The organism is Trinickia camelliae (assembly GCF_053525655.1).
The window spans coordinates 82286-95297 of sequence record NZ_JBCHAA010000011.1; the positions used below are offsets into that span (position 1 = coordinate 82286).

14 protein-coding genes are annotated in these 13012 nt (G+C 61.5%); 9 read left to right on the plus strand and 5 right to left on the minus strand.

Features of this window, described 5'->3' with window-relative positions:
* The first annotated feature begins 22 nt into the window (after positions 1–22).
* A complete protein-coding gene (locus AAHK20_RS18980) occupies positions 23–1099 on the plus strand; it encodes an AI-2E family transporter (protein WP_449183049.1) in 1077 nt (358 codons plus the stop codon).
* 183 nt (positions 1100–1282) lie between these two features.
* On the opposite strand, the gene AAHK20_RS18985 is transcribed toward AAHK20_RS18980, so the two are convergent.
* On the minus strand, positions 1283–2200 hold the full coding sequence (locus AAHK20_RS18985) for a LysR family transcriptional regulator (protein WP_449183050.1): 918 nt from the start codon (positions 2198–2200) through the stop codon (positions 1283–1285).
* Positions 2201–2379: 179 nt separating this feature from the next.
* Here AAHK20_RS18985 and benA point away from each other — a divergent pair, with 179 nt between their 5' ends.
* From benA to AAHK20_RS19005, 4 genes are read left to right on the plus strand one after another with little or no spacing between them, the layout of a single operon-like run.
* Positions 2380–3747, plus strand: a complete 1368-nt coding sequence (gene benA, locus AAHK20_RS18990) for a benzoate 1,2-dioxygenase large subunit (protein WP_449183051.1) — start codon at positions 2380–2382, stop codon at positions 3745–3747.
* A complete protein-coding gene (gene benB, locus AAHK20_RS18995) occupies positions 3744–4235 on the plus strand; it encodes a benzoate 1,2-dioxygenase small subunit (protein ID WP_449183052.1) in 492 nt (163 codons plus the stop codon). The genes benA and benB overlap by 4 nt, the downstream gene beginning before the upstream one ends.
* A 25-nt stretch (positions 4236–4260) precedes the next feature.
* Positions 4261–5280 carry a benzoate 1,2-dioxygenase electron transfer component BenC gene (benC, locus tag AAHK20_RS19000; RefSeq protein WP_449183053.1) on the plus strand — a complete coding sequence of 340 codons (1020 nt, stop codon included), beginning with the start codon at positions 4261–4263 and terminating at the stop codon, positions 5278–5280.
* Between the two features lie 5 nt (positions 5281–5285).
* On the plus strand, positions 5286–6071 hold the full coding sequence (locus AAHK20_RS19005) for a 1,6-dihydroxycyclohexa-2,4-diene-1-carboxylate dehydrogenase (protein ID WP_449183054.1): 786 nt from the start codon (positions 5286–5288) through the stop codon (positions 6069–6071).
* Between the two features lie 31 nt (positions 6072–6102).
* Here the strand turns inward: AAHK20_RS19005 and AAHK20_RS19010 are convergent, their stop codons facing one another.
* The 4 genes from AAHK20_RS19010 to AAHK20_RS19025 form a co-directional block, all read right to left on the minus strand.
* Positions 6103–6708 carry a cytochrome b gene (locus AAHK20_RS19010; protein ID WP_449183055.1) on the minus strand — a complete coding sequence of 202 codons (606 nt, stop codon included), beginning with the start codon at positions 6706–6708 and terminating at the stop codon, positions 6103–6105.
* Between the two features lie 213 nt (positions 6709–6921).
* Positions 6922–8424 (minus strand): tetratricopeptide repeat-containing sulfotransferase family protein, encoded by a 1503-nt coding sequence (locus tag AAHK20_RS19015; RefSeq protein ID WP_449183056.1) that lies wholly within the window; start codon positions 8422–8424, stop codon positions 6922–6924.
* 253 nt (positions 8425–8677) lie between these two features.
* Positions 8678–9313: a malonic semialdehyde reductase gene (locus AAHK20_RS19020; RefSeq protein WP_449183057.1), complete on the minus strand. Its 636-nt coding sequence runs from the start codon at positions 9311–9313 to the stop codon at positions 8678–8680.
* Between the two features lie 72 nt (positions 9314–9385).
* Positions 9386–9559: a zinc-binding dehydrogenase gene (locus AAHK20_RS19025; protein WP_449183058.1), complete on the minus strand. Its 174-nt coding sequence runs from the start codon at positions 9557–9559 to the stop codon at positions 9386–9388.
* Between the two features lie 153 nt (positions 9560–9712).
* Here AAHK20_RS19025 and AAHK20_RS19030 point away from each other — a divergent pair, with 153 nt between their 5' ends.
* The 4 genes from AAHK20_RS19030 to AAHK20_RS19045 are packed head-to-tail and all read left to right on the plus strand — an operon-like array spanning position 9713 to position 12965.
* Positions 9713–10576 (plus strand): transporter substrate-binding domain-containing protein, encoded by an 864-nt coding sequence (locus AAHK20_RS19030; RefSeq protein ID WP_449183059.1) that lies wholly within the window; start codon positions 9713–9715, stop codon positions 10574–10576.
* Complete coding sequence (locus AAHK20_RS19035) at positions 10573–11316, plus strand: amino acid ABC transporter permease (RefSeq protein WP_449183060.1); 744 nt, start codon at positions 10573–10575, stop codon at positions 11314–11316. Before AAHK20_RS19030 ends, AAHK20_RS19035 begins: the two co-directional genes overlap by 4 nt.
* Complete coding sequence (locus AAHK20_RS19040; RefSeq protein ID WP_449183061.1) at positions 11306–12112, plus strand: amino acid ABC transporter permease; 807 nt, start codon at positions 11306–11308, stop codon at positions 12110–12112. The genes AAHK20_RS19035 and AAHK20_RS19040 overlap by 11 nt, the downstream gene beginning before the upstream one ends.
* A complete protein-coding gene (locus AAHK20_RS19045; RefSeq protein ID WP_449183062.1) occupies positions 12099–12965 on the plus strand; it encodes an amino acid ABC transporter ATP-binding protein in 867 nt (288 codons plus the stop codon). Before AAHK20_RS19040 ends, AAHK20_RS19045 begins: the two co-directional genes overlap by 14 nt.
* Positions 12966–13012 lie beyond the last annotated feature (47 nt).

A 13012-nucleotide genomic window follows, 5' to 3' on the forward strand; every position in this document is an offset into this window, starting at 1 on the left:
CCACATCTTGGATTAAGCCGCTGTGTCGCAGAACGCCCCACTCCTCACTCCATACCATCGACAGACTCTGCTCTGGGGTGCCGTCGCCCTCGGGATCGGTATCCTAATGTGGACCTTGCGGCCCGTCCTCACACCGTTCCTGCTCGGTGGACTCATCGCATACGTGTTGCAACCCGGCGTCGAGTGGTTGGTAAGCAAACGCGTGCCACGCGGGTTCGCTGCCCTCGTGATGATGTTCTTCTTCGCTTCGCTGATTACGTCACTCGCCTTGCTCGTGCTCGCCGTAATCCAGAAGGAAGGGCCTGAGCTCCAGATGCAGATTCCCGCCTTGACTGCGACGCTGAACGCATGGCTGCAGCCGAAGCTGGCCTCGCTCGGCCTAAGTCGCTCTTTCGACCTTGCCAATGTCCGCACTATGCTGACGAGCCCGCTCGAAGGCAGTGGACAGACAGTCGCCTTCACCGTGTGGCGCTACTTGCGCTCTGGGGGAAATGCGATGATCACCGTAGTCGGCAACGTCGTGTTAGCGCCGCTCGTGCTGTTCTATCTGCTCCACGACAGGCAACAGATGTTCGCTCGCATGGAGAGTCTAGTGCCACGCCGCTGGCTCGCTAAGACGCGCGACCTCGTGACCGAGATGGACCAGATGCTTTCGCAATACCTTCGCGGCCAAATGCTCGTGATGGCCGTGCTCGCCGCGTTCTATCCGATCGCGCTGATGATTGCCGGGTTCGAAATCGCGCTGCCCGTTGGCGTCGTCACCGGTCTTGCCGTGTTTATTCCTTACGTCGGCTTCGCAACCGGGCTCGCACTGGCGTTACTCGCCGCTCTAATGCAGTTCGGCAGTTGGTACGGCTTCGCTGTAGTGGCCGTGATATACGGCACCGGCCAGATCCTCGAAAGCTTCTTTCTTACCCCGCGGTTCATCGGCGAGCGCATCGGCCTGCATCCGCTCGCGGTGGTATTTGCCTTACTCGCGTTCGGACAACTGTTTGGTTTTTTCGGCGTGCTGCTGGCGCTGCCAGTCAGCGCGATACTTGCGACGGCGTTGCGCGAATTGCGCCGCCGCTATTTGGCAAGCGCGCTCTATCAAAATTAATCAGTTTCGTCCCATGCAACGCTAGCTGACAGACAAGGTACGCGCGACGTTGCCATCGACCCGCGCGGGAACAGCCACTCGCCCGGCACGCACTTCGACGCGCGATAGCCAACGTTCGAGAGAAGTCCAAATCTCAAGCGATTGAGCGGTTCTCTTTACAGCACACAATTCCAGACATCCCGCCTACATCTCCGGCGGCGGCAAAAACTCCATCTTCTCCTCGACGTAAAGCGCGTAGATCAATTCGAGCATCGCGCGAACGTCCTCCGATTCGTCGAGCATGCGCATGCTCATGATGATCGGCGAGACGAGCTTCGGGTCGTCGAGCTCCTTGTAGCTCACGTCGTCGCGCTTCAAGCCGTAGACGCTGCTCGGGACGATCGAGATCCCCTCGCCCATCGCCACGAGCCCTAGCGCGATCTGCAATTCGCGCGTCTCGAAGATGCGATGCGGCTTCAACGCGCGATCGTGAAAGGCGGCCAGCACCTGGTCGGCATAGCTCGGACGCGGCGCTTTCGGAAAGATGATCAGCGTCTCGCCGATCAAGTCGTGCAGCGATAGCACGGGCTTGGCCGACTCCAGCGAATGGCCGATCGGCAGCGCCACGATCATGCGCTCCTCGCGCAGCACGACGCGGCGGACGCTCGGGTCTTCATGTCGAATCCGGCCGAAGCCGACGTCGATGCGGCCTTCCTTCAAGGCTTTGATCTGATCCATCGTCGACATTTCGTGCAGGCTCAATTCGACCGCGCCGTTTTCCGCGCGATAGCGCCGGATGATCTTCGGCAGCATTCCATAGAGCGTCGAGCCGACGAAGCCGATCGACATGCTGCGCTCGATCTTGCCGACACGCTTGGTCATCGATTCGAGCTCGGCCGTCTGAGCGAGAAGCTGCACCGCGTGCGAGTAGAAGAAGCGGCCGGTATCGGTGAGCTTGAGCGGACGCGATTCGCGCTCGAACAACTGAACGCCGAGCATCTCCTCGAGCTGCTGAATCTGGCGGGACAGCGGCGGCTGAGCGATGTGCAGCCGTTGCGCGGCGCGCGTGAAATTGCGCTCCTCGGCCACGGCAACGAAGTAACGCAGGTGGCGCAGCTCCATGACCATACCTTTTAGATATCAAACGGATACTAAATCAGTGTTGGACGCGCTAATTGGCCGCCAACTATGCTTCGACTACGGTTGACGCCAACGGAAATTATACCTTCCGAGCATTACACAACACAGGCGGATTCGCACCTGGCAGACCGTCCGCATAACGATTCTGGATGGAGACACGCATGATCCCGATTTACCCGGACCGTACCCCCCGGCTGAGCTCGCTCGACGACTTCCTCGTCGAAGACGAAGCGCGCGGCGACTATCGCTTGCACCGCAGCGCGTTCACCGACGAGGCGCTCTTCGAACTCGAAATGCAGCACATCTTCGAGGGCAACTGGATCTACCTCGCGCACGAAAGCCAGATCCCCAACAACAACGATTACTACACGACCTACATCGGCCGCCAGCCGATTTTCATCGCGCGCAATCGCCAAGGCGAACTCAATGCGTTCATCAACGCATGCACGCATCGCGGCGCCATGCTGTGCCGCCACAAGCGCGGCAACAAAGCGACCTACACGTGCCCGTTTCATGGCTGGACCTTCAACAACAGCGGCAAGCTGCTCAAGGTCAAAGACCCCGAGCAAGCCGGCTACCCCGATTGCTTCAACAAGGAAGGCTCACACGATCTGAAGAAAGTCGCGCGCTTTGCGAACTATCGCGGCTTCCTGTTCGGCAGCCTGAACGCGGACGTGCCTCCGCTCGAAACCTTTCTCGGCGAAGCGGCGCAGATCATCGACATGATCGTCGACCAGTCCGAAGACGGACTCGAAGTGCTGCGCGGCGCATCGACCTATACGTATGAAGGAAACTGGAAGCTGACCGCCGAAAACGGCGCGGACGGCTATCACGTCTCGGCCGTGCACTGGAACTACGCGGCGACGACCAACCATCGCAAACAAGAAAACGCGCGCGAGGATCAGATCCGCGCGATGGATGCCGGCAGCTGGGGGCGTCAAGGCGGCGGCTTCTACGCGTTCGAGCACGGACACATGCTGCTGTGGTCGCGCTGGGCGAACCCCGAGGACCGTCCCAACTTCAGCCGCCGCGACGAGTTCGCGACACGCTGCGGCCCCGAGAAGGCCGACTGGATGATCCAGAACTCGCGCAATCTGTGCCTCTATCCGAACGTGTACCTGATGGACCAGTTCGGGTCGCAGATCCGCGTGCTACGCCCGCTCGCGGTCAACAAGACCGAGGTGACGATCTACTGCATCGCGCCGAAAGGCGAATCGGACGAGGCGCGTGCTCGGCGCATCCGCCAATACGAAGACTTCTTCAACGTGAGCGGCATGGCGACGCCCGACGATCTCGAGGAATTCCGCGCCTGCCAGCAAGGCTACGCGGGCCGCGCGCTCGAATGGAACGATATGTGCCGGGGCGCTACGCACTGGGTCCACGGCCCCGACGATGCGGCCAAGAAAATCGGCCTGAACCCGGTGATGAGCGGCGTGAAGACCGAAGACGAAGGCTTGTACACGGTCCAGCACCGGTACTGGGTCGAGACGATGAAAAAAGCGCTTGCCGCCGAAGGAAGCCACGCATGAAGACGACCACGCTCACCGATATCCAAACGTTCCTCTACCGCGAAAGCCGCTTGCTCGACGACGAGCAGTGGGACGAATGGCTCACCTGCTATCACCCCGACGCGGTGTTCTGGATGCCATCGTGGGACGACTCGGACCAGCTGATCACGGACCCGCAGCGCGAGATCTCGCTGATCTACTACCCGAGCCGTCAGGGGCTCGAGGACCGCGTCTTCCGCATCAAGACCGAGCGCTCGAGCGCCACGATGCCCGACACGCGCACGAGCCACAACATCGCCAATGTCGAATTGGAAAGCGAAGAGAACGGTGTGCTCACGGTGCGCTTCAACTGGCACACGCTGAGCCATCGCTACAAGACCAACTACAGCTACTTCGGCATGTCGCGCTACGTGATCGATTTTTCCGGCGACAAGCCGCAGATCCTGAACAAGTACGTCGTGTTGAAGAACGACTACATCAATCAGGTCATCGACATCTACCACATCTGATCCGTCGCGGGCGAGGAGCAGTCTCATGGAACACAGCATCGCACTTCAATTCGAAGACGGGGTCACCCGCTTCATCTCCTGCCGCGAGAACGAAACGCTCGCGGATGCCGCGTACCGTCATCAGATCAACATTCCGCTCGATTGCCGCGACGGCGCCTGCGGGACGTGCCGCAATTTCTGCGAATCGGGCCACTACGATCTTCCCGAGTCGAGCTATATCGAAGATGCGTTGACCGCCGACGAAGCCGCGCAAGGCCATGTCCTCGCGTGCCAGACGCGGCCGCGTTCGGATTGCGTGATTCGCGTGCCCGCCTCGTCCGCTGCGTGCAAGACCGGCGTATCGCATCATGGGGGCACGCTCGCGTCGGTCGAGCAGTTGACCGAGTCGACGATCCACTTTTCGATCGACGTCGATGAACCGGGCAAGCTCGGCTTCTTGCCCGGGCAGTACGTGAACGTCGAGATACCGGGCAGCGAACTCACGCGCTCGTATTCGTTCAGCTCGCCGCCGGGAGCCTCGCGCGTCTCGTTCGTCGTGCGCAACGTGCCGAACGGGCGCATGAGCCAATACCTTGCCGAGCACGCGAAGCCGGGCGAGAAGATCGGCTTCTCCGGCCCGTACGGCAGCTTCTATCTGCGCGAGCCCACAAGACCGATTCTCTTTCTCGCGGGCGGCACCGGCATCGCGCCGTTCCTGTCGATGCTCGACGTGCTCGCCGCAAACGAAGGCGCGCAGCCGGTCAGAATGGTTTATGGCGTCACGAACGATGTCGATCTGGTCAGCATCGAACAACTCGACGATGCGGCATGCAAGATTCAGAATTTTGTATACCGCACCTGCGTGGCCGACGCCGCAAGCGCACATCCGCGCAAGGGCTACGTCACCGGCCACGTCGAGCCCGAATGGCTCAACGGTGGCGACGTCGATATTTATCTGTGCGGCCCGGTCGCGATGGTCGAGGCGGTGCAGGGCTGGCTGCGCGAAACCGGCGTGACGCCCGCCAACTTCTACTACGAGAAATTCTCGGCAAGCAACGTCGCGTGAGCCCCATGAGAACCAATCAGCGCTTTGAAGACAAAGTCGTCGTCGTGACCGGCGCGGCGCAAGGCATCGGGCGCGGCGTCGCGCTCGCCGCCGCCGCGGAAGGCGCGAGCGTCGTCCTCTGCGACCGCTCCGAGTGGGTACGCGATGTCGCCGATGAAATCTCGATTGCGGGTGCGCGGTGTATCGGGGTGACAGCCGATCTCGAGACCTATGCCGGCGCGTGCGAGATGACGCGCGCGGCGCTCGACGCCTTCGGCCGCATCGACATCTTGATCAATAACGTGGGCGGCACGATTTGGACCCGGCCGTATCAGGAGTACGAGGAAGCGCAGATCGAAGCCGAAGTGCGGCGCTCGCTCTTTCCGACGCTCTGGTGCTGCCGCGCCGTGTTGCCTTCGATGATCGAGAAGAAGCGCGGCGCGATCGTCAACGTGTCATCGATCGCGACGCGAAGTGTATACCGCGTACCGTATGCCGCATCCAAAGGCGGTGTCAACGCGATGACGGCGAGTCTCGCCTTCGAGCACGCGCAGGACGGCATTCGCGTGAACGCCGTCGCGACGGGCGGCACTGAAGCGCCGCCGCGGCGCGTGCCGCGCAACGCGGAGAAACAGAGCGAGCAAGAGGCAACCTGGTATCAAGGCATCGTCGATCAGACGCTCGCGTCGAGCCTGATGCACCGCTACGGAACGATCGACGAGCAAGTCCGCGCGATTCTGTTCCTCGCTTCCGACGAAGCCTCTTACATCACGGGCACAGTGTTGCCGGTAGGCGGCGGCGACCAGGGCTGAGCCGAGCTGGGTCTGACGTGCTTCGAATTACTTAGAGCATCCGGCGCAGCACGTTGTTGCGGCTCACGAACTGATGCTTGATGACGGCAAGCACGTGCAGGCCTACCAGTCCGGCCAGCAGTGCACAGCCGCCTCGATGCAGCAGGAACAGCGTATCGGTCAACGTCCCCTTTTCGAACGGCGTGCGAACCTCGAATAAGCCGAAGAACGAGTACCCGTGCGGCACCATCAAAAAGCCGCTGGCCAGCACGAGAAAAATCGTCAGATACATCACGCCATGCACGCCGTGTGCGAGCCGGCGCTGCGTGGCGGAAACGCCCGCGAGCGGCCTCGGCTCCACGCGCTTGAATTTCCACAGCACGCGCAACGGAAACAACAGAATCAGAATCGTGGCCAACGACATATTGAGCCGCGACACGAAATCGTGCACCGGCCGGCTTCCAATCCGCGAGAGCGCGTACCCGGCGAAGCTGACGTAGATGATGGTGACGGCGAATATCCAGTGAAACGCGCGCGCGACGCGGTCGTAGCGATCGAGGTCGCGATGGGGCCGCGCAAAGGCAGGCCTTTCATGCGTCACGAACGGGGCGCGCGCTACGGCAACGCGCAAGCTGCCAGTCCGATCGGCGTCATTCATTACCGTTCCAGGCATCGTTTTCAAAGACACGTTCAGTAGCGGACTCAATCAATTCGGTGGGTGGCATGGCACGCGCAGTGCATCTCTGCGCGTGCGCATCCTACTCACGCCACGATCCAGTGTCAATGAAAACGCAAATGACAATCACTCTCATTACGAATTACTTTAATTCAGCCTTCAATCCAACCCAACCGACCGCCACGGCTGACCGCCCTAACCCGCCAGCTCCGGCCCGAGCCCATCGAGCAACGGTTTCAGCAAATCGTCGGCAGGCCGCCACCGTTGCAGCGAAGTTCGATACAACGGCTGGCGAACCTGCGACGCGCTCGCGGTCGTCACTTGCCGGCGCGTCTGATGGAACGCGAGGCAGCGTTCGTCCCAATCGAGTCCGCAATGCGCGAGCATCTTGCGCGCCGTGCCCTCCAGATCGTCGACCAACGCTTCGTATTGCACTTCGAGCATGACGTGCGCGGGCAAGACGCGCCGCCAGTGCGCCATGAGCGCGTCGTAGGCGCGGTAGTAGCGCCCCAGCTCGCCCAGGTCATAACCGAACGACACGTCCCGGAACGTCCGCGAAAAAATCGACAGGCACGTTTCGACAGGCGCGCGACGGCAATGGATGATCCGCGCGTTCGGCAACGCCAGGTGAATGAGCCCCAGGTGAGAGAAGTTGAACGGGTACTTGTCGGTGAAGCGCGGAAAGTGTCGTGCGTTCGGCAAGGCCGTGTGAATACGCTGCAAATAGTCCGCACCCAGCGATGCGAACTGCCGGGCGGACACATGGTGCACGGCCTGAATGTTGATCTCGGGAGGGTTCAGGCCGTCGGGCGTAATAGCGGTAAAGACCGCATGCCCGAATTCGGCCCGCTCACCTGCGCCGAAAACATGCGGATGGCTCGCGAGTATCTGCTCGATCAGCGAAGAACCCGAACGCGGCATGCCGACGATAAAAATCGGACCGTTGGGCGCATCGCGATGAGGGTCCACCGAGTTGAACACGTCCTTGGCGAACCACCCGGGCAAACGTTCCAGCAGCGCAAGCGTCGTTGCTTCGTCATAGTGAACGCCTCGCCGATACAGGGCGTTGCCCTGCAAGATATGCGTGAACGAGCGCTCGCTTTGCCCGGCGTCGGCCAATGCATTGCCAAACGCGAAATGCAGTTGCGCCTGATTGTCCGGCGTCAGCGAATCGGCGCGCGACGCGAGCTTTTCCAACGCGGCGAAATAAGGACTGTCGGAGTCGAGCCGCTGCAATTGCATAAGGTTGCCGTAGTAAAGCGCATTGTCGGGCGCGGCATCGATCGCCCGGCGATAGGCATCCCGCGCTTCGTCAGCACGTCCAAGCGATTGCAAGCAATTCCCAAGATTGTTGTGGGAGCCGTGCAGTTGCGGATTCAATCGCACCGCTTGCCGGTAGCAAGGCAACGCCTCGTCCAGCCGATCCATCTGCTGGAGTACCCAGCCAAGGTTGTGGCGAATGTCGGCGTTATCCGGCGCAAGCGACTTCGCCTTCTGGAATTGCACCAGGGCCTCGGGAAAGCGCCTCAGCCTGCATAGCGTCGAGCCGAGGTTGTGATAGACGCCGGCCGCAAGAGGAAACATCGCGCGCACCCTTTCGTAGCACGCGATCGCCTGTTCGAGTTCACCGCGGGCTGCCAGAGCATTGCCGCGCGCGAACCAGTCTTCTGCCGTGTCTGGGTGCTTGTCGTGCTTCATGGGGATCAAAGAAAACGAATCGATAAATGAAGCGCGGCCGTCGTGCCGCTTCTCGATTGCGACTTTCCCTGACCAAGCTGTAGCGGGAAGTTAACAGGATTCGGAGCGTGGTTTGTTTCTGGAAATTAACCGTTCGTTACGGGAGAAAGGACAGCGTAAGCGCGATGGGCCGCGCCGCCGCGAAACCGCTCTTGGTTTCGCAGCGCGCGGCACTTTCGTTCCGTGCGACCGATGAGTCTGCTAAGAAAAAAGCTCATAAAAGCGTGCAGGCTTGATCGAATTCGAGCCGAGGTCCGCGTGCAAAGAGCCCCGACTTATCGCCGTACCCGAGGTTGCAAAGGAAATTCGATTTGATGTGACCTTCGGGAAAGAATTCCTCGACGGAATACTGCTCGCTCGTTCCGGCGCCGAAGAACGTCTCGTCGACTTTGGTGTTGTCGAACCCCGACATCGGCCCGCAATCCAGCCCTACCGCTCGCGCGGCCAGGATCAGATAGGCCCCCTGCAAACTGGAATTGCGTTTCGCGGTCACGTCGACCATTTCCGGCGAGTTGGCGAAGTAATCGCGCATGCCGGGATTGTGCGGAAAGAGCAGCGGCAGCTTCTCGTAGAACTTCAGGTCGTAAGCGACGATGGCCGTAACTGGCGCGCTCATCGTCTTGTCCACGTTTCCTGGAGCGAGGGCCGGCAACAGCCTCTCTTTCGCTGCCTTAGTGCGCAAGAAGAGAATCCGGGCGGGACTGCAATTGGCGCTGGTGGGAGCCCACTTCAGCAGGTCGTAAAGGTGGCGCAAGGTTTCGTCCGAGACAGGTTCGTTCAACCACGCGTTGTAGGTACGCGCTTCACGAAACAGAAGATCGAGTCCGGCATCATTCACTGTGTCTTTCATAACTCCTCCTTGAGCATATGGCCGCGACGGCCCGGCATAACCCGCTCGCGCTCGCGGCGACGATCGAGCCTTTCACGTCAGCACGACGATCTTCCCGCCCGCGCTGTTCTCCTCCATGCAGCGGTGCGCTTCGACGATGTCTTGCAGCCGAAACACCTTTCCTACCTTAATCCGTAGCGTGCCCTTTTCAAGCTGATTCAAGAGCTCCGCGTAGGGTGTCGTTACATCTCCGCTTGAAATGCTCAAATCAGATAACGGTATGAAAAATGGTTGGTTCTGGATCGCGCGGCCGTTCTTGACAATAGCCGCTAACGCTGCGTCTGCGCCGCTTGGGCGTCACCGCTCCAAGCCGGTGCACACACGCGACGCACACCGACCTCTAAGCGAACCGTTACTGTCATGCTCAAGCGCTTCACCCTAAACAACCCGCTACCCCGCCTCTTTCACCCATGGGCGGGCGTCCTCGTTCTAGCCGCAGCCGCCTTCGCAGCAAACGCCGCGCACGCGGACAGCACGCTCGATCGCATCCATGATCGCCACAAGCTCGTGGTCGGCGTAATCCTGTCCGGGCCGCCGTTCGGCTCCCTTGATCCCGCGACGCAGAAGCCGGTCGGCCTGAACGTCGATCTCGCCGAAAGTCTCGCGAGCCACCTCGGCGTCGCGCTCGACATGGTGCCGGTGCAGCCGTCGAATCGCGTGCAATTCCTGCAGCAAGGCAAGGTCGACGCGCTCATCGCCAACATGGAAGTCACAAAGGAGCGAGCCGACATACTCACGTATCCGCCGACGCCGTTCGAGGAAATCGGCGGCGCGCTGATCACGCGTAAGGACAGCGGCATCAAGAACTGGACCGACCTGCGCGGCAAACCTGTGTGCGTGTCGCAAGGGAGCAACTACGCCAAGCCGCTCGCCGACGAATATGGCGCACAGGTCAAGGCATTCCGCGGCCAGCCGGAATCGCTGCTCGCGCTGCGCGGCAACAATTGCGTCGCCGCGGTGCACGTCGCGCCGACGCTGCGCCTCTTGGCCGCCAAAAACCCGGACTGGAAGGACTACACGATTCCGGTCTCGAACGATCTGATCCCCTCGCCATCCGTGATCTGGGTTCGCAAAGGCGAAACCGACACGCAACACGCGTTCGAAAAGATTGTCGAGGACTGGCACCGCAGCGGCTGGCTCATCGACACCGAGCGCAAGAACGGCATGCAGCCGTCACAAGCGGTGCTCGACCTGCACGCGAAATTCAAGGCGCAGCCTGCATGAATGCCGCGCCGCTCGAAGCGGCCGTCGCCGCGCTCAAGCGCGCCGGGCTCGACTACGGCTTCGTGCTCGACGCCGACGACCGCCTGTCGTTCGTCCACGGCATGTTCGTGACAGTCGAGCTGGCTGTCGTCACCGCATGCTTCAGCATCGTGGCCGGCGTGCTGCTCGCGTCGATGCTGAGATCGCCGCATGCGGCGCTCGCCCGAAGCGCGCGCGCCTTCATCGAAGTCACGCGCAATACGCCGACGCTGGTGCAGCTCTTCTGCGCGTTTCTCGTGCTCAACATGCTGTTGAGCGAAGCACTACGCAGCCTCGGCGGCAATCCGTTGACGCCGTTCATCTGGAGCGTCGCGGTGATCGCGTTGCACAAGGGCGCGTTTCACGCGGAAGCGCTGCGCGCCGGCATCGAAGCGGTGCCGCGCACCATGCTCGAAGCCGCAGCGGCGCTCGGCTACAGCCGCCGGCAACGGTTTTGGCACGTGCAGTTGCCGCTCGCGCTGCGCTTCGCCTTGCCGGCGCTCGTCAACAACATGGTCGATCTCGTGAAGATGACGACGATCGCTTCGGCGATCGCGGTCGGCGACGTGACGTACGCATCGATCATGATCTGGACGCAGCGCGACAACGTGCTCGAATTGATGATCCTGATCCTGCTGTTCTTCGGCGCGCTCACCTTCGCGGTGAATCATGCGGGCCGCTGGCTCGAGAACCGCTTGAGGATGCCTGGATATGGCCACTGAGCCGGTCGTCTCGCTCCCCGCTCCCGCGCCAAGCCGGCGCCCTGGCGCGCTCGCTGCCGTGCTCGTATTCGCTGCGCTGCTCGCGTTAGGCGAGCACGAACTTGGCGGCGACACACGCAACGTCGCGTTCGCGGCGTTGCTCAAATGGGCGCCCGCGCTCGGCAAGTCGCTCTTGGTCAACATCGAAATCAGCGTGCTCGCGGTGTTGATCGGCAGCGTGGCCGGGCTCGCACTGGGGCCGCTGCTGCTGTCGCCGTTGGCCGCCGCGCGCGTCGCGGCACGTGCGTACGTGCAGGTGTTTCGCAATGCACCGCTTCTCGTGCTGATCTATTTTTCGACTTACGTGTTTCCGTTCGAGATCCCGCTCGGTCATCACGCGCTGCCCTTCCCCGACTGGTTCAAGGTCACGCTGGGACTCGCGCTGCCGGCGAGCGCGAACGTCGCGGAGATTTTTCGCGGCGCGATCCAATCGATTCCGCACGCGCAATGGGATGCCGCGCGGTCGCTCGCGTTTTCACGTGCTCAGGTGTTTCGATGGATCATCCTGCCGCAGTGCGTGAAGCGCATGCTGCCGCCTTGGATGAACCTGTATGCAAGCATCACGATGGGCACGTCGCTCGCGTCATTGGTCGGCGTGCACGACCTGCTCGATACCGCACAGGTGGCAAGCAACACCGTCGCGCGCGCGGACTTCACCGTGCTCGTGTATTTCACCGTGCTGGGCCTCTTCTTCGCCTATTGCTATCCGATTGCGCGCTTCACGCGACGCCTGGAACAACGTTATGCGCTCAGTTGAACCCTTCATCTCCACCGCTGCGAACGACGCGCCGCGACCGCTCGTCAGCCTGCGCGACGTGCACTTGTCGTTCGGCGCGAACCCCGTGTTGAACGGCATCGACCTCGACGTGTGCCGCGGCCAGGCAGTGTCGATCATCGGGCCGTCAGGATCGGGAAAATCGACGATCCTGCGCTGCATCACCGGCTTGCTGAAACCGCAGAGCGGCACGATCGAAGTCGACGGCACGCGCGTCGATCTGCTCGCTTCCGAGCGCGACGAAATTGCGCTGCGCAAGCGGGTCGGTTTTGTGTTCCAGCAATACAACCTGTTTCCGCATCTGAGCGTGCTCGACAATCTGGTAGCAGCGCCGGTGCGGATTCTCGGTCGCGACAAGCGCAGTGCGATACACAGCGCGCACGAGTTGCTCGCGCGCGTGAGGCTCGCAGACAAGGCACACGCCTATCCGGGCGAACTCTCCGGCGGACAGCAACAGCGCGTCGCAATTGCACGCGCGTTGGCGATGCAGCCGGATTTGATCCTTTTCGACGAAGTGACGTCGGCGCTCGATCCGGAGATGGTCGGCGAAGTGCTGAACGTGATACGCGATCTCGTCAGGGATGGGATGACGTGCGTGCTCGTCACGCATGAGATGCGGTTTGCTGAGGAAGTCAGTGATGCGGTGTTCTTTACCGAGGCCGGTGTGATCGTCGAGCATGGGCCTGCGGCGCGGGTGTTTCGCGAGCCTGCTAGCCCGAGGACGCAGGCGTTTTTGGCGCGGTCGCTTGCGGTGAGTGGCGAGGGGCGTAGCCGCGATTCGAGCGTGGCGGTTCACGCGCCGATCAAGCTCGATCTGAGCAAATTCGCGGTTTGATGTGGTGAGGCAGTGTTGCCGTTCAGCCGCAGCGTGTTGTGTATGTG